An 18002-nucleotide genomic window follows, 5' to 3' on the forward strand; every position below is an offset into this window, starting at 1 on the left:
GCTTACAATCTGGCAAAAAAAGGAAGTCAAAAACATAGTTGTTATTGAAAAGAACTATATATGCAGCGGTTCCACAGGAAGGTGCGGTGCAGGGGTCAGAATGCAGTGGGGAACAGAAATGAACTGTAAAATCGCAAAACAAAGCATAGAGTTTTACGAGCATGCCAATGAAATACTTGAATACGACAGAGATGTAGATTTCAAACAAAGCGGATACCTTCTTATAGCAGATACGGACAAGGAAATAGAGCAGTTCAAAAAAAATATTGAAGTGCAGCATGCATGCGGCATTCCTTCAAAAATGCTTACACTGGAGGAAGCAAGAGAAATTGTTCCTTATCTTAACACAAGTATTTTAAAAGGAGCAGCGTTTTGCGAAAAAGACGGTTTCCTTAATCCATTCCACACTACGGACGCTTTTTACAAAGCAGCCAAAAGACTTGGTGTTGAGTTCAACACATTTACTGAAGCAACGGGCATAAGGGTAGAAAAAGGAAGAGTTACAGGAGTTGAAACAAACAAGGGATTCATATCAACAAACATAGTTGTTAATGCTGCAAATGCCTATTCAAAGAATCTCTGCAACATGGTCAATCTTGATATTCCGGTTTATTCTGAAAGGCATCAGATACTGGTTACAGAACCTGTGGAGCCCATGCAGGGACCAATGGTAATGGCATTCGGCCTTAATTTATATGTTCAGCAGTCTCCGGAAGGTTCATTCATAATGGGAAGAGGAGACGTCAATGAGCCAAGAGATTTGAGAATAACATCCAGTTGGCATTTCATAGAAGAAATGGCCAAGACAATCGACATGGTTCTGCCTCCGATTTCAAAACTAAGAGTTATCAGGCAGTGGGCAGGACTTTACAACATGACTCCTGACAAACAGCCTATTTATGACAAATCAGAGGAAGTTGAAGGGTTTTACATTGCTGTAGGGTTTAGCGGACACGGATTCATGTTTGGACCAATAACCGGAATTGTAATGTCTGAAATGATACTTGGAGAAAAACCTACTATCGATGTGAGCATGCTTAATTTGAACCGCTTCAAAACTGGCAAGCTTCTTTTGGAACCATCTGTTGTTTAACAAAATATTTAATAAGACAGCGTACCTTGTTGCTTTTTAAGCAATGTAATACTATAATATTATTATGGAAAAATAAAAAGGGGATGCATGATGAGAAAAAAATAACCTGGATAAACTTGTGGAAATACTCAATAAAAAAAATAATGGATGCCATACTTATTGCTCCTTCAGAAGAAATGGAATTTATAATGGGGCACAACACACATTTATGTGAAAGGTTTCAGGCATTGGTAATCAAAAACGACGGAACATATTTTTACATATGCAATTTGCTCACAGTTGATGAAGTTCAAGCTGTACTAGGTCCCAATATAAAAGTATACGGATGGTTTGACGGAGATTTGTTTACAGACACTGTAAAAAAAGCATTTGAGGAAAATAACCTTATTGGAAAAACCATCGGAGTGAACTCAACTGAAAGAGCGTTCCTTATTCTTCAGATAATGGAAGCAGTTGACGTTAAGTTTGTAAACGGAAAGCCTCTTCTTGAAGAAATGAGAATGATTAAAGATGAGGAAGAACTGGAAAACTTAAGAACCGCAGCAAGAATAACTGATGAATCTTACTTAGAGCTTTTGAAATTCATAAAGCCCGGCATCAAGGAAGCTGACATTGCAAGAAAAATGAATGAAATTTTCAAAGAAAATGGTGCTGATGAAGGATTCACAATGGTGTGCTCTGGACCTAACTCCTCATATCCTCACTACAACAGCGACCAGAGAGTTATTCAGGAAAAAGACGTTATTGTTCTTGATTGGGGCTGCAAGTACAAAGACATGTGCGCAGACATGTCAAGGACCGTGTTTGTGGGAGACATTACAGAAGAAGAAAGACACGTTTATGAAATAGTCAGAGCATCTCAAGAAGCAGGTGAAAAGGCTGCTGTCAATGGAGCATACATTCCTGATGTTGATAGAGCTGCAAGAGAAATAATACAAAATTCAGGCTATGGAGATTATTTCTTCACTAGGCTTGGACATGGTATAGGATATTCCGTTCATGAAGCTCCGGACATAAAGAAGAGCAATGAAAGAAAACTTGAAAAAGGCATGGTGTTCAGTATTGAGCCCGGCATTTATATGGCAGGAAAATTTGGTATGCGCATTGAAAATATAGTTGCTGTTACAGAAAAAGGCAATGAAGTTTTAAATAAGGCTTCTAAAGAAATAATGATAATTAAAAATTGATAAAATTAGGCCTATGCCTAATTTTTTTCAGTTGAATATGGAGAATATATGAAGAAGACATTGGCAATAGTAAGTTACAGCGTGGAATCGGTGAACTCCTATTACGAACAAATAATCAGCTTGTTTCAAGACAACATAATTGTTAATAAAATATGCATTGATGATTTGGACATGAAGAATACCATAGAGGCAGATGTTATACTCGTGCCTTCTTTTGACATGTTCGAAAAAATAAAAAACAACATAAGCAAGGAAGCCGGGCTTATTTTTGCAACAAGAACAATTTCTAAATCGGGAATGGACCTTATTAGAAATATTGAGCCGGGCACCGAGGTTGTTCTTATTGACGAAAGTCCTGAAATGTCTGAACAGATAATAACTGTGTTGTATCAGTTGAGAGTTAGGCATATTAAGCTTCAGTCCTACTGGAACATCGACAGGAATAAAATGCATGACAAGACTGCAATAATTCTTGGGCAGACTGCATTTGTTCCTAAAGACGTGAAAAATATTGTCAACATAGGCAACAGTCTTCTTGATATAAACTCCATACTTGATTTGGGAGACAGGTTTGATTTGTTTCCTTTGCTCGACAAACAGGACATCATAAGAACATATGAGGAAATAGAGCCATCAAATGTGGGACTTTTAAAAATTCTTGGACTGACAAACAGCAGAGAAAGTCAGCTTGAAATACTTCTTCAGTTCATTGATGCAGGGGTAATAGGAATCGGATTTGACGGAAATGTATTTTTGTACAATGAAAATGCCAAGAAAATAATCGGACTTGAGGACGAACAGGTCATAAACGAGGACGGAATAAAATTATTTGAACAAATCCCCTTTGAACATGTGCTTAAAACCATGAAGTCCGAAGAAGAAAAGCTGGTGAAAATAAACGGATATGATGTTGTTGCCACAGTAAACCCAATCAGGCATTCAGGCAAGCTTTATGGAGCTGTTGCGATCATAAGAAAATATGTGGATATGGAAAAACAGGAACACATATTAAGACGTCAGCTCATAGGCCACGGTCACAATGCCAAGTACAATTTTGACGATATCATAGGAAAAAGCAATTTGATCAACGAATGCAAAAGTATTGCAAAAAGAATGTCTAAATCAGATTCATCAATACTTGTTACTGGAGAAACAGGAACAGGCAAAGAACTTTTTTCTCAGGCCATCCACAACAATTCAAAAAGAAAAAAGTATCAGTTTGTTGCGGTTAACTGCGGAGCATTCCCAGAAAATCTTCTTGAAAGCGAATTGTTCGGATATGAGGAAGGCGCTTTTACAGGAGCAAGAAAAGGAGGAAAACCTGGACTGTTTGAGCTTGCTCACAAGGGAACATTGTTTCTTGATGAAATAACTGAAATGCCAATGAATCTTCAAGTGAAGCTATTAAGGGCGCTGCAGGAAAGGCAAATTGTAAGGATTGGCGGAGACAGACTCATAGATGTTGACATAAGAGTAATTGCAGCTACAAACAAGGACATAAAAAAACTTGTGGCTAAAGGTGATTTCAGGCAGGATCTGTTTTACAGATTAAATGTATTGCCTCTTAAAATTCCGCCTCTTAGGGATCGGAAAGAAGACATATTGTTTCTTGCCGAATACATAATTAAACGGTTTAAAAGCAATTTCTCCTTTACTGATGCTGCAAAAGAAATGCTTATAGAATATGACTGGAGCGGAAATGTAAGAGAACTTAGAAACTGCATTGAATATCTTGTGAATCTTGAATTGGACACAATAGATTTAAAGGACCTTCCCTTTGACATGCACGACTACTTCAGAAACGAAGATGAAGGGCCCTTGCAGGATGTAATGGTTGAGTTTTTAGAGACAGCAGGAAACAACATAAGAAAGTACATTTTTGTTCTGGATGAGCTTGAAAAGGGGCATTTAAGCAACAAGAGGCTTGGAAGAAGAAGCATATCAGAAGATGCAAAGAAAAAAGGAGTATTCATAAGCGAGCAGGAAATAAGGACTATTCTGATAAATCTTGAAAAGTTTTCCATGGCTGAAATCTACAAAGGAAGAAGCGGCACGCTTATAACGGAAGCCGGAAGGCAGACTTTGAAGCATCTTACAATGAGTCAGAACCCATAGAGTTTTAACTGTTATGAAAATTAGCTTGTAAAATATTTTTAAACTATTTATAATGGAATTAATACTGGTAAAAGGAGAGGGAAATGGATTTTTATAAAACAGCGTTGAATTTGCATGAAAACAATGTAGTTGTTGATACCCACCTGGACCTGGCGGGGGAAATATACAACAGATTTTTAGCCGGAGAAAAAGAAGTAATTAAAAATAGATACCTTGATAATTTTAAAAAAGGCGGATTTAATGTAATTGTTTCATCTTTGTATATAGATGATATGTTTTTGCCAGAGTTGGGACTCAAGACTGCTCTGGGGCAAATCAGTGCCATCATGGAAGATGTGGAATCATGCAAGGATGAAGTGTTTTTAATCAAGAACAATAATGACCTCCAAAGAGCAGTCAAAGAAAACAAGATTGGGATAATTTTATCGTTCGAAGGATTAGAGCCCATTGGAAAGGACTTAGGTCTTTTAAGAATTTTTTATGAGCTTGGATTGAGGGCGGCAGGTCTTGTGTGGAGCAGAAGAAACTTTGTTGCTGACGGCTGCAGCTTCAACCCTGTGGAAGAAGGACAAAAGGGAGGACTCACAAAGTTTGGCGTTGAGGTTGTTCGTAAAATGGAAGAAATGAACATGCTGATTGATGTGAGCCACTTAAATGATGAAGGATTTTGGGATGTTGTGAAATTTACAAACAAGCCCTTTATAGCTTCCCATTCATGTGCAAGAAGTCTTCACGGGAGAATGCGCAATCTAACAGATGAACAAATTAAAGTTATTGCTGAAAGAAACGGTGTAATAGGGATTAATGCATATAAAAATATAGCAGGAGTAAAGGAAGGCGAAGATCCTATTAAAAAGCTTGCTGACCACATCGAATACATGGTTGAGCTTGTTGGACCAAGACACGTAGGTTATGGATTTGACCTGTGCAACAGCTATTATGACAGCGAACTGAAGTTCAAATTTGAACCTCACAACAGTGACAGCCTCGATTCTCACAAGGATGCTGTTTTGCTTACAGAAGAGCTGTTGAAAAGAGGAATGTCAACAGAAGATGCTAAACTTGTAATAGGCGGAAACTTTTTAAGAATTTTTAATGACATACTTCAGTAAATATCGTTGAATGAAAAGTTATATTCTTTCGGCTTGAATTTACGGAATCATTGCATTAAAGTAAGCTTCAGTACATATTTCTTCGCATAAATCGAAAATATTTAGTCGGAAAAATATTAAATTAATTTCAATTTGCAGCAGTAATATAGTATTAAGAAAGGTAAAAATAAAAATGAAGTATTTTATTAAAGAGTGGGTTGTGCCGATTGCAATTGCTCTAGTTATTGTGTTATTTCTGAATAAATTCGTATTCATATTGGTTACAGTGCCCACCGGTTCTATGGAAGATACCATAATACCCGGTGACAGGCTTTATGTCAATGAACTGTTTGATGTTAAAGATGCTGTCAGGGGAGATATTCTTGTTTTCAAATCAGAAGAACTTGACAACAAGAGACTTGTTAAAAGACTTATAGGCCTTCCAGGAGACGTAGTAGAAGTAACTTCAAACAGCGAAGTCTATGTAAACAATGAGAAAATTGATGAGCCATATGCCGTTAAATGGGAAGGTGAAGCTAAAACTTTCAAAGTACCTGATAATTCTTACTTCTTTCTAGGGGATAACAGACCTATTTCCTATGATGCAAGGTACTGGGAAAACCCCTATATTAATGAAAGCAAGATAATAGGAAAAGTATTGTTCAGATTCTTCCCATTCAACAGAGTGGGAAAAGTGGAATAAAGTTAAGAGTTAAGAATTAGAGGAAGGAAATATTGGAGTTCCAATATTTCCAACTTTAATAATTCAATGAAATAATAATAAAATTTTTGGAGGTATTTATGGAAAGAGTTTTAGAAGGTCTTGAACCTGAAAGAGTGTTTTATTATTTTGAAGAAATATCAATGATTCCCAGGGGTTCAGGAAATGAAAAACAAGTATCCGACTATCTTTTAAACTTGGCTAAAAGTAAAGGTTGGGAAGTAATTCAGGACAAAAATCTGAACATTATAATAAAAAAGCCAGCAACAAAAGGCTATGAAAATTCACCGGCAGTAATGCTTCAGGGTCATATGGATATGGTTTGTGAAAAAAATGAAAACGTTATCCATGATTTTGAAAAAGATCCGTTGAAACTTAGAATTATTGACGATCATATTTACGCCACAGAAACAACATTGGGAGCTGACAACGGAATTGCTGTAGCCATGTGTCTTGCTGTTCTTGAATCAGAAGAATTAAAGCATCCTGCACTGGAAGTGCTTATAACAACCGATGAAGAAAAAGGTATGACAGGTGCCCATAATGTTGATGGCACATTGTTTAAAAGCAAGTATTTATTAAATCTTGACAGTGAAGAGGAAGGAGTTTTCACTGCAGGCTGTGCTGGGGGATGCGAAGTTGTGTTTAAAATACCTGTATCGCATCACAATGTAAAAAACAAAGCATACAAACTAATGGTAAAGGGTCTTTTAGGAGGACATTCGGGAGTTGACGCTGACAAGGAAAGGGGTAATGCCAACAAAGTATTGGCAAGAGTACTTCGTGATTTGTTTGATTATGTGGAACTTGTAAGCATAGAAGGCGGATCAAAAACAAATGTCATACCAAGAGAATCTTATGCAATCATAAATATAGAATATATTGATCAGGTAAAAAATATAATAGAATTGTGGAATAAAACTCTTAAGAACGAATATGCCTTTGCTGATCCTTCAGTTGAATTAGTATTGGAAGACATGGGCATAGAATCATATCCTCTTGAAAAAAATCTCTTTAATAAAATAGTTTCAGCCATAAATCTGATTCCAACAGGCGTTTTGTCAAGAAGTACTGCAATAGATCTTGTAATAAGCTCCAACAATCTTGGGGTGGTTACTACAAAAGAAGATTACGTGTATCTTCACTGCCATGCAAGAAGTTCAGTGGAAACACTGCTCACACATGGATTTATCCCTGCAATGAAGCAGCTTGGAGAAGCACTGTCTGTGGAATGCGAAACAGGTGCCATGTACCCGGGATGGGAATACGCAAAACAATCGAAAATAAGAGATATATGTGTAGAGACATATGAAGAAATGTTTGGAAAAGAACCTGTTGTAAGTGCAATACATGCAGGACTTGAATGCGGACTTCTCATGGGCAAAATACCAGGTCTTGATGCCATTTCCATGGGCCCTGACGCATGTGATGCTCATTCTCCAAACGAGCATGTAAGCATAAAATCCACTGGAAATATTTACAAATTACTGTGCAAGATATTAGAAAAAGTAAAATAAAATTGCAAATACCATTTGCTCAAATTTTTCGACAATTAATAATATTATGTATTTGATTGAGAAAAATTTGTAAAAAAAAGCAAGCCATGTTTTTACATTGATTACAAAAAATGCTTTATGAATGTAATAAACAAGCTTGTTTTTTTTAGTAAAACACTCATAAAATGTATAAATAAACAATTGGATTTTGTTTTTAAAAACCAAAATATGCAGTAAATAATTGAAAATAAAAGCGTTATCCCAGTCAGGAAAAACGATTTCTTACATATTTAAACAAAACTGGCATATAAATAAATCTGTTGTAATTGTAAAATATTTATGATATAATTATTTAAACATTTTGTTAAGAGAGGAGAAAATAAAGTGGCAAAATATATAGTAAAAAGAATTATTTCAGCAATAATTACTATATGGTTTATCATGACTTTGACCTTTATTCTGATGAACAGCATCCCAGGGGATCCTATGTCCATGGGAAAGGCTTTGCAGCCAGAGGTTGAAGCAGCGGTTAAGGCTAAATATGGTTTAGACAAGCCTTTAATTGAACAATATTTAACTTATTTAAAAAATTATACTCATGGTGATTTTGGTGTTTCCTTCCAAAAGATAGGACTTACAACAAACAGGATTATTGCCGATGGATTCCCGTATTCATTGAAAATAGGTGGATGGTCTTCGCTTTTCATAATAGTTGCGGGTATTGGTTCTGGAATAATATCTGCACTTAAGCAGAATAAAATTCCAGACAGAGTAATGATGATTGTTTCAACGCTGGGAGCGACAGTCCCAAGTTTCGTTTTTGCAACATTGTTCCTTTATGTGTTTAACAGAAAATTAGGGTGGGTTCCGTCCTTCGGAGCCGGCACATGGAAGCATTATATAGGTCCTGTACTGTGCATTGGTATGTTTTCGCTTGCATACGTAACCAGACTTACAAGAACATCAGTTCTTGATGTCTTGCAGCAGGATTATATTAGAACAGCAAGAGCAAAGGGTTTGTCTGAAGGCGTTGTTATTATAAAGCATGCACTTAGAAATGCATTGATACCGGTAGTTACTTACCTTGGACCTATGATTGCCAGCTTGATAACTGGTTCATTTGTTGTAGAGAAGGTATTTGGTATTGCAGGAATAGGATCATTGTTTACAACAAGCATAACTAACAGAGACTATACATTGATTATGGGTATTACTGTATTCTTTGGAATATTTATAGTAATAGCCACATTGATAGTGGACGTACTTTATGTGTTTATTGATCCGCGTATAAAATATGATTAGGAGGAATATAATAAATGGAAAATATTAAAATGTCTCCTGACATGTGGACACCTCTGGAGAAGCATGAAAAAGATGCGGAGAAGGTTTCGAGACAAAGTCTTACATTTTGGCAGGATGTAAAAAGAAGACTTAAGGAAAACAAAGTTGCAATGGTATCGTTAGTGGCAATTGTAATTGTCATACTGGCCTGCGTATTTGTTCCTATGTTTTATCCCATAACATTTGAAAGTCAAATATTGGATTTTGCAAACATCGGAATAATGATGGACATTTATGAAGTTGACGGCAGCTATTTTTATATGAACGGTGAGTATTACCTCATTGATGTTACGTCAGACGGAACATTGCTTAAGAAGCATCCTCTGGTAAAAGACGATACAGCTAATAAACGATATATTTATGATTTCAACGGGCAAGAGGTAATAGTTGACTACAGCCCTTACTTCAATGCAAAAGTTGAATACATGAATTTGGAAAAGAAAGCAAAGAAAGATCCTTCCATAGACCTTACAGAAGCAAAGTTCAATTTGGACAATGCAAAGAAAGTTGAGATCAAAGCTGGAGATGAAATATTAAATCCTGTTGACAGAGTTCATAACAAAACTTATATTTTAGGAACGGACAACCTTGGAAGAGACATGTTTATAAGAATTCTCCACGGAGGTCGTATTTCATTAATAGTAGGTTTTGTTGCAGCATTTGTAAACCTTATTATAGGAGTTTTGTACGGTGGTATTGCAGGTTATGTTGGAGGCAAGGCTGACAACATAATGATGCGTGTAGTCGATGTTATCAGTGCAATTCCAACACTTTTATATGTTATATTGCTCATGGTTGTTATGGGAAATGGTATGATGCCGATTATCATAGCACTTAGTATAACTTACTGGCTTTCAATGGCAAGATTGGTAAGAGGACAGGTTCTTGGTCTTAAGGAACAGGAATTTGTGCTTGCAGCACAGTCTTTAGGCGCCTCAACAAAAAGAATAATGTTAAGACATCTTGTTCCTAACATGATGGGACCTATAATGGTTTCAGCTACAATGCAAATACCAAGCGCAATATTTACAGAAGCTTTCCTTAGCTTTGTTGGTTTGGGAGTTTCAGCTCCACAGGCTTCTTGGGGTTCACTTTGCAACGATGCATTGCTGACATACATGACGTATCCTTATCAGTTGTTCTTGCCGGCACTTGCAATATCTATAACTATATTGGCATTTAATTTGTTCAGCGATGGTCTGAGAGATGCTCTTGACCCAAAACAAAGAAAGTAAAGTGAGGTGTAAAAAATGTCAGATAAATTATTAGAAGTTAAAGACTTAAGAACATCTTTTTTCACTCACTTAGGCGAAGTAAAAGCAATACGAGGCATAAGTTTTGATGTTGAAAAAGGTGAGTCAATAGGAATAGTTGGAGAATCAGGAAGCGGAAAGAGCGTTACATCTCTTTCTATAATGAAGCTTCTTCTTTATCCAGGAAAAATTGTAGGCGGAGAAATTCTGTTTAACGGTGAAGATTTAGTTAACAAAACAAACAAAGACATGATGGCTATAAGAGGAAATGAAATAGCAATGATATTCCAGGACCCTATGACATCATTAAACCCGGTTTACACAATTGGTGATCAAATTGCTGAAGCAATTATGAAACACCAGAAGTTATCAAGAAAAGAAGCTCATGAAAGATCATTGGAAATGCTGAAACTAGTTAATATACCTGACCCTGAAAAGAGAATTCACAATTTCCCTCATGAATTTTCAGGCGGTATGAGACAAAGAGCCATGATAGCAATTGCATTGTCATGTCAACCTCAGCTTTTGATTGCAGACGAGCCTACAACTGCGCTTGACGTAACAATTCAGGCTCAGATACTTGATCTTATGAAGAGTTTGAATGCGAAACTTGACACTTCCACAATGTTAATCACTCACGATTTGGGAGTTGTTGCTGATGTATGTTCAAGAGTAGTGGTTATGTACGGAGGTCTTATAATGGAAAAGGGCTCCATCAGAGACATTTACTACGAACCTAGACATCCATATACAATGGGATTGTTAAAATCAATACCAAAGGTTGCTTCTGACGAAAAACAAAGGTTGATACCAATACCAGGAACTCCTCCGGATTTATTAAATCCTCCTACAGGATGTCCGTTCTATGCAAGGTGCGAATATGCAATGCGCATTTGCAATACACAACAGCCTCCGTATTTCAAGTCAGAAGACGGAAAGCACGAATCTATGTGCTGGTTACTTCACCCTGATGCACCAAAAAATGAAAAATATGAACTATTGAAGGGGGGAGTAAAAATTGGAAAATAACAAAAATGATATTTTGGTTGAAGTTAAGAACCTGAAAAAACATTTTTTCAAGAATAAAGGGATTATAAAGAAACACTATGAAATAACAAAAGCAGTTGACGATGTTTCATTCTACATCAAAAAAGGAGAAACATTAGGACTGGTTGGAGAATCAGGTTGCGGAAAGTCAACAACAGGCAGGACTGTATTGAGGCTTTATGAGCCAACAGCCGGACAAATTCTTTACAACGGCGTTGACATTGCAGGCATGAACAGAGAACAGCTCATGCCTTACAGAAAGAAAATGCAGATGATTTTCCAGGACCCATATGCTTCTTTGAATGCCAGAATGACTGTTGCTGACATTATCGGAGAACCTATGGACATTCACAACCTGGCTCACGGACATGAAAGACAAGAAAAAATATTTGAACTTTTGGATACTGTAGGACTTAACAAGGACCATGCTGCCCGTTATCCTCATGAGTTTTCAGGTGGACAAAGACAGCGTATAGGAATAGCAAGATCCTTGGCTGTTGATCCTGAATTCATTATATGTGATGAACCTATATCAGCTCTTGATGTTTCCATTCAGGCACAAGTTGTAAACATGCTTGAAGATTTGCAGGAGCAAAGAGGTCTCACTTATTTGTTCATTGCTCATGATTTGTCAATGGTTAAACACATTTCTGACAGAGTTGGTGTTATGTACCTTGGAAGTCTGGTTGAAGTTGCATCTAGCAAGGAATTGTACAGGAACCCTGTTCATCCTTATACTCAGGCACTCTTGTCATCAATTCCTATACCTGATCCTGACATAGCAGAAGCTTCCAGGAGAATTGTGCTTGAAGGGGATGTTCCAAGCCCTGTAAATCCTCCTTCAGGATGCAAGTTCAGAACAAGATGCAAGTATGCAACAGAAAGATGTAAAGAAGAAGACCCGATTCTCAGAGATATCGGCGGCGAACATTTCGTTGCTTGCCATCTTCTGGATAAATAATTGATATTTAGCCCTTACGGTAATGTGAAAAGAGTAACTCTTGACATATTGCCGAAAAAGGGTGATAATATAAAATGCAGGTAACGATTACCTGCAAATACATAATTTTTTTGGAGGGATTTTATGTTAAAAAGAGTATTATCATTATTGCTCGTACTTGCAATGGTATTCTCTATATCAGTAGGCTGTGCTAAACAAGAACCAGCACCAGCTGAAGAGAAACCGGCAGAAGAAACACCAGCAGCAGAAACACCAGCTGGAGAAGAAGATTATCTTGTATGGAACATCGCAGTTGACCCTGAAACTTGGGACCCAACATTAAACAGCGCAGCTGACGGCGGACACATTATTCAAAATATGTTCGAAGGTTTGACTAAAGAAACTTCTGAAGGAATAGAAGCTGCTGCAGCTGAATCTTGGGATATAACAAATGATGGAAAAACTTATACATTCCATTTAAGAGATGGTTTGAAATGGTCTGACGGACAGCCTGTAACAGCTAAAGACTTCGAATATGCTTGGAAAAGAGCATGTGACCCTGCAGTTGCATCTGACTATTCATTCCTTGTAACTACTTACTTAGTAGGCGGAGCTGAATATTTCAACGGAACTGGAACTATCGATCAAATAGGCGTTAAAGCACTTGATGACAAGACATTGGAAGTTAACCTGAAATTCCCTGTTGCTTATTTCTTAAGCTTGACTTCATTCTATACTTACATGCCAGTAAGACAAGACATAGTTGAAGCTAACGGCGAAGGTTGGGAAAAGAATCCTGCAACTTGCATTTCTAACGGAGCTTTCAAAATGACTGAATACCAGACAGGTTCTCACATAACAATGGTTAAAAATGAAAACTACTGGGATGCAGCAAATGTTAAACTTGCAGGTATCAAAGGTCTTATGATCGTTGAAGGAACAACAGCTCTTAACGGTTATGAAAACGGAGAAATCCAGATTCTTGACAGCATCACTATTGAACAGATTCCAAGACTTCAAAAAGAAGATCCAAACTTTGTAATCTATCCACATATCGGAACTTACTATGTTAACTTCAACGTTGACAATGAAGTGTTCAAAGATGTTAGAATCAGAAAAGCATTCTCACTTGCAATCGACAGAAAACAATTTGTTGAGCAGGTTACTAAAGGCGGACAGACTCCTGCAACTGGATTTATACCTTCAGGTATGATTTTCTCAGACGGATCTGACATCAGACCTCTTGATGCAAACGGAATGCCAGCACCTGAATACGGAATTGACCCAACAAAAGCAAATGTAGAAGAAGCTAAAGCATTGTTGGCTGAAGCTGGATATCCAGATGGAAAAGGACTTCCAAAAATTACATTCCTGTACAACACAAATGAAAACAACAAGAAAATTGCTGAAGCATTGCAAGGAATGTGGAAACAAAATCTTGGCGTAGACGTAGAACTTCTTAACCAAGACTGGGCAGTATTCCAGGAAACTAGAAGAGCAGGCGAGTACATGATGGCTAGAGGCGGCTGGTTAGGAGACTACGGCGACCCAATGACTATGCTTGACTTGTTCACAGTAGCTTCAGGAAACAACGATCCTCAGTGGAGATATGCTGAAGAACCTAACGGAGCACCACATGACAAAACTCTGAACCCTGAACAAAAAGAATTTGAAGATGCAATTTCTCAATCACTTGTAACTTCAGGCAAAGACAGAGATGCAGCTTTAAAGGCAGCTGAAGATTCATTGATGAACAACATGGTTGTAGCACCAATTTACTACTATACATTTACAACAATAGTAGACTCATCTAAGGTTGAAGGTGTAGAACTCACATTGACAAACAAGTGGGACTTCACACATGCTGAATTAATAAAATAATAAGCAATAAGGATTGGAATCTGTTATGCAGAATCCAGTCCTTTTTTTTGAGTAATATCAATGTCGGTATTGCACTGCATTGAAACACAAATAACAATATGTCGTCTATATACAAATTTCTGTTTTAATTGTATAATTAAAATGGAGATGATATTATGAAATACAAAATGGTGGTACTGGATCTGGATGGAACTCTTTTAGATGAAGACAAACAAATAAGCGAAAAAAATATCCGCATTTTAAATGAACTATACAAAAGCGGAGTGATTATAACAATTGCAACAGGCAGAAATTATTATATGGCAAAAGGTCTCACTGATAAGATTAAAAATATTTCTCCTGTTATACTTGCCAACAACGGGGCAATAATCAGACGTTCTAACAATGATGAGCTTCTTCGTAAAAACTATCTGGATGCTGCAGCGTTTAAAAAAATATATGATGCAGGAATTAAAAGAGGTCTTAATCCTGTTGTGCACGTGGATGAATATAAAAATGGCTACGATCTTATCTATGAACGTGAAAACTATGAAGAAGCATATCTGGGCTACATAAAAAAAGACTATCCCAGAGCAAGGCTCAAAAAATTTGAAACTGACAACTTGAAAAATATTCTTTCTGTATGCTATTTTGATGAATACAGCAAGCTTTCTGATTTCAGTCTTGAAATGATGGAGTTAAACAAAGGCGAGTACAATACCATATGCAACCGCAACATAAGCCAGAGGGCTCTTCTTGAGTTTCTGCACAATGAAGGCTGCAAGTGGAAGGCACTTCAGAAATATGTAAATGACATCAACATCAAGAATGATGAAATTTTAGCCATTGGTGACGACAATAACGACATTGAGCTCATTTTAAATGCAGGACTGGGAATTGCCATGAAAAATGGAACAGAGGAATGCAAAAAAGCTTCAAAATTAATATCAAAGTATGACAACAACAATTCGGGAGTTTACTATGTTCTTTCGGAAGTATTTGAAATAAAATAACAAATTAACAAAAATATAAGAGATTGTACATATTTCTTCCAAGCTCAAAATATAATGTAATAACATTGTATTAAAAACAAGGAGGAATTATGAAAATAATAGCTGCAATAGCATCAATTCTTATTATTATAGGAGCGTTGAACTGGGGTTTGTACGGAATAGCAAAAATTGATATAGTTGAAAATTTATTTGGAGGCTGGAACAGCAAAATAGGAAGAATAATCTATATTTTAATTGGAGTAGCCGGCTTGTATTCGCTTCTTTACGTCATTTTCGCATAATCAAAAAACATGCCAATAGGCATGTTTTTTATTGCTATTAGGAAAAGCGTCCAATTCCTACTGCTTTTGTCATTTTGTCCATGACGTTTTTACCCTGCATGTTCTGACTTATCATTTCTACAGAACCCAATGTAATGTGGGCTAAACCGAAACCTATAATACCATTAGTATAGGATTCAGGCAGATTGTTATTACTATTTTTCAAAGCTATTCCGGTTGCAGTTACTACTGTTCCAAGCACTGTTGGAATTATGCCTTCTTTTATGTGCATTTAAATACCTCCTAAAATTTATTTGTTCACTTATTATTTGCAAAAATAATAAAATAATTTGGTTTATTTCATGGCAATAAAGAAAAATATTAAACAACAATTGATTAAAAAGGTTAAATTATTTATAATATGATTAATATCCAAAATTTAAATTTAAACAAAGGAAAAAAATGATCAAATATAATGAATATTCAAATTATCTAAAAGAAAAATACAAGGAAAAAGTATACAAACTTCCTGTTAATATTCCCTGCACATGTCCAAACCGGGACGGCACATTAGGATACGGCGGCTGCACTTTTTGTGCAGAAGTAGGAACTGGCTTTGAAATGCTGGACAATTCCATGAGTGTCAAAGAACAGCTCAGGACGAACATGGAATATATTAAGAAAAAATATAAAGCAAAAAAATTTATTGCATATTTTCAAAACTACACAAACACATACCTGGAGTTTGAAAAATTCAAAAATTACATACGTGAAGCTGTCATTGAAGACATAGTTGAAATATCAGTTTCCACAAGGCCTGACTGCGTTCCTGACCAGTACCTTGAATTTCTCTATGAACTTATGAAGGAAAGCGGAATAAACATTTCTATAGAGCTTGGGCTTCAGACTGTTAATTACCACACACTGATTGCTATAAACAGAGGACACACGCTGGCGGAATTTATTGACGCTGCAGTAAGAATAAAAAAATTCGGTTTTGAAATATGTGCTCATGTCATATTAAATCTTCCCGGTGATGATATGACGGATGTTGTAGAAACAGCAAAGATATTGTCAGTGCTCGGCATAGACCAGGTGAAAGTTCATTCTCTTTATATAATGGAAAACACAGAAATGGGAAGAATGTATAAAAATGGAGATATAAAGGTAATTACTAAAGACGAATATGTAGAAAGAGTCATCGTTTTTCTTGAACACTTAAGTGCCAATGTGGCGGTTCAAAGACTGGTTGGTAGGGCACCCAAAGAAGATTCGCTGTTTGTAAACTGGGGGATGAGCTGGTGGAAAATAAAAGATGAAATACTAGACAAAATGGAAACAGAAAACAGGTACCAGGGAAAATTTCAGCTGCAAAAAAAGTATAAAATGTAAAAATAAGTAGTGTAAACATTTTCAATTTGTGGTACAATATACGTGTAATTAACTTTATTCAAACAAATAAAAATAGGAGTGTGATTATTATGGTTCAATTGGTTTGCGGTCACAGCGGAAGTGGAAAAACGATGAGAATGATTGAAATGGCAAACAAGACTATGGATAGTATACAGGGAAAGATGGTTTTCTTGGAAGCTAACAACAGGCACATATTTGATTTGGATTACAGAATAAGATACATAAATACGAAAGAGTTTGGATTAACAAATGCCGATCAGTTTCAAGGCTTCGTATGCGGTTTAATTGCGACAGATTATGATGTGGAACAGGTTTACATAGATGGATTATATAAGATTGCTCAGTCCGGAATGGAAAATTTAGAAGAAATTGTTGAAAGACTTAATTTTTTAGCAGAAAAGTTTAATGTTAATTTTATCATGAGTGTAAATCATGAAATGAATGATATTCCAGAAACATTGAGAGATAAAGTAATAGCATAGAAAATATCCACCGGCTTGCCGGTGGTTTTTATTTCTCATTTATGGATGATTCTTGCTTTTAATTGCTCTTGCTAAAAGTTTCAGCATCTGTTAGAATACATGTAGACAATTAGAAAGAGTGAGTTTATGAATTATTTTAAACCAAACAAGACAATATTTGATGAATTCTTTGAACACAGAGATATGCTTATCATTCAGCACATGAATGGTGATATAAGCAAAAAGGAATATCTGGATTTAAACTACAGATACATGCTTGAAAAGAACATAAAGCCTTTTCAACGAATAGACAGCTTTGAAAAGGGGATGTATAATTACCAGTACTACAACATGCTTGCTAAGTATCACAGAATGATAGCTCAGGAAATAAAGGATAAAGGAAAGCACATCAGTTTTTACAGCAAGTATCTGGAAGAAGCAGATTATTACTACAATGAAAAGGATAAAACATCTTTCAGACTGTTAAGATACCTTCATTATGAAAATGTGGAATCATATTTTATTAAGATGGAATCATCTGCTCTGGAAGGAAAGCTTTATGAGATAGTTCTGAAGGATTATGAATATGCAGTGCTGCATTCAAAATCCCTGTGGCTTTTAGATGTTCTGAAAAAAGAAAATGTGTTTTTAGCTGAAAGGAAAAAATCAGTAATAGACTATTATGTAAATCAAAAATATTAAGGAGCCATA

Annotated in this window: 16 protein-coding genes and 1 pseudogene; 16 read left to right on the plus strand and 1 reads right to left on the minus strand. The window is 36.2% G+C overall.

The window, feature by feature from the left end; all coding sequences use genetic code 11:
• From BN358_RS03985 to BN358_RS04050, 13 genes and pseudogenes are all read left to right on the plus strand, one after another.
• A pseudogene (locus tag BN358_RS03985) lies at nucleotides 1-1093 on the plus strand (NAD(P)/FAD-dependent oxidoreductase); the annotation flags it as partial.
• An 83-nt stretch (nucleotides 1094-1176) separates the two neighbouring features.
• Complete coding sequence (locus BN358_RS03990; RefSeq protein WP_019228011.1) at nucleotides 1177-2280, plus strand: Xaa-Pro peptidase family protein; 1104 nt, start codon at nucleotides 1177-1179, stop codon at nucleotides 2278-2280.
• A gap of 48 nt (nucleotides 2281-2328) precedes the next feature.
• On the plus strand, nucleotides 2329-4395 hold the full coding sequence (locus tag BN358_RS03995; RefSeq protein ID WP_019228012.1) for a sigma-54-dependent Fis family transcriptional regulator: 2067 nt from the start codon (nucleotides 2329-2331) through the stop codon (nucleotides 4393-4395).
• Between the two features lie 83 nt (nucleotides 4396-4478).
• The gene (locus BN358_RS04000; protein ID WP_019228013.1) at nucleotides 4479-5507 is read left to right on the plus strand and encodes a dipeptidase; all 1029 of its coding nucleotides are present in this window, start codon (nucleotides 4479-4481) and stop codon (nucleotides 5505-5507) included.
• 172 nt (nucleotides 5508-5679) lie between these two features.
• Complete coding sequence (gene lepB, locus BN358_RS04005) at nucleotides 5680-6189, plus strand: signal peptidase I (RefSeq protein WP_019228014.1); 510 nt, start codon at nucleotides 5680-5682, stop codon at nucleotides 6187-6189.
• A gap of 98 nt (nucleotides 6190-6287) precedes the next feature.
• Nucleotides 6288-7724: an aminoacyl-histidine dipeptidase gene (locus tag BN358_RS04010; protein WP_019228015.1), complete on the plus strand. Its 1437-nt coding sequence runs from the start codon at nucleotides 6288-6290 to the stop codon at nucleotides 7722-7724.
• Between the two features lie 363 nt (nucleotides 7725-8087).
• Nucleotides 8088-9005: an ABC transporter permease gene (locus BN358_RS04020; RefSeq protein ID WP_019228017.1), complete on the plus strand. Its 918-nt coding sequence runs from the start codon at nucleotides 8088-8090 to the stop codon at nucleotides 9003-9005.
• Nucleotides 9006-9019: 14 nt separating this feature from the next.
• Nucleotides 9020-10279, plus strand: a complete 1260-nt coding sequence (locus BN358_RS04025; protein ID WP_019228018.1) for an ABC transporter permease — start codon at nucleotides 9020-9022, stop codon at nucleotides 10277-10279.
• 15 nt (nucleotides 10280-10294) lie between these two features.
• On the plus strand, nucleotides 10295-11326 hold the full coding sequence (locus tag BN358_RS04030) for an ABC transporter ATP-binding protein (RefSeq protein ID WP_019228019.1): 1032 nt from the start codon (nucleotides 10295-10297) through the stop codon (nucleotides 11324-11326).
• Nucleotides 11316-12305, plus strand: coding sequence for an ABC transporter ATP-binding protein (locus tag BN358_RS04035; RefSeq protein ID WP_019228020.1), 990 nt, complete (start codon nucleotides 11316-11318; stop codon nucleotides 12303-12305). The genes BN358_RS04030 and BN358_RS04035 overlap by 11 nt, the downstream gene beginning before the upstream one ends.
• Before the next feature lie 123 nt (nucleotides 12306-12428).
• Nucleotides 12429-14165 carry a peptide ABC transporter substrate-binding protein gene (locus BN358_RS04040; protein WP_019228021.1) on the plus strand — a complete coding sequence of 579 codons (1737 nt, stop codon included), beginning with the start codon at nucleotides 12429-12431 and terminating at the stop codon, nucleotides 14163-14165.
• A 155-nt stretch (nucleotides 14166-14320) separates the two neighbouring features.
• Nucleotides 14321-15157 (plus strand): Cof-type HAD-IIB family hydrolase, encoded by an 837-nt coding sequence (locus BN358_RS04045; protein ID WP_019228022.1) that lies wholly within the window; start codon nucleotides 14321-14323, stop codon nucleotides 15155-15157.
• An 89-nt stretch (nucleotides 15158-15246) separates the two neighbouring features.
• Nucleotides 15247-15438 carry a DUF378 domain-containing protein gene (locus BN358_RS04050; RefSeq protein ID WP_019228023.1) on the plus strand — a complete coding sequence of 64 codons (192 nt, stop codon included), beginning with the start codon at nucleotides 15247-15249 and terminating at the stop codon, nucleotides 15436-15438.
• A 37-nt stretch (nucleotides 15439-15475) separates the two neighbouring features.
• On the opposite strand, the gene BN358_RS04055 is transcribed toward BN358_RS04050, so the two are convergent.
• Complete coding sequence (locus tag BN358_RS04055; RefSeq protein WP_019228024.1) at nucleotides 15476-15709, minus strand: hypothetical protein; 234 nt, start codon at nucleotides 15707-15709, stop codon at nucleotides 15476-15478.
• A gap of 173 nt (nucleotides 15710-15882) precedes the next feature.
• On the opposite strand from BN358_RS04055, the gene BN358_RS04060 reads away from it, so the two are divergent.
• The 3 genes from BN358_RS04060 (at nucleotide 15883) to BN358_RS04070 (ending at nucleotide 17993) form a co-directional block, all read left to right on the plus strand.
• Nucleotides 15883-16809: a TIGR01212 family radical SAM protein gene (locus tag BN358_RS04060; RefSeq protein ID WP_040581992.1), complete on the plus strand. Its 927-nt coding sequence runs from the start codon at nucleotides 15883-15885 to the stop codon at nucleotides 16807-16809.
• An 89-nt stretch (nucleotides 16810-16898) separates the two neighbouring features.
• Complete coding sequence (locus BN358_RS04065; RefSeq protein WP_019228026.1) at nucleotides 16899-17312, plus strand: ATP-binding protein; 414 nt, start codon at nucleotides 16899-16901, stop codon at nucleotides 17310-17312.
• Nucleotides 17313-17438: 126 nt separating this feature from the next.
• Nucleotides 17439-17993, plus strand: a complete 555-nt coding sequence (locus tag BN358_RS04070) for a DUF6648 family protein (RefSeq protein WP_019228027.1) — start codon at nucleotides 17439-17441, stop codon at nucleotides 17991-17993.
• The last annotated feature ends 9 nt before the right edge of the window (nucleotides 17994-18002 follow it).

The sequence above is a fragment of the Sedimentibacter sp. B4 genome, assembly GCF_000309315.1.
Taxonomy (GTDB): domain Bacteria; phylum Bacillota; class Clostridia; order Tissierellales; family Sedimentibacteraceae; genus Sedimentibacter; species Sedimentibacter saalensis.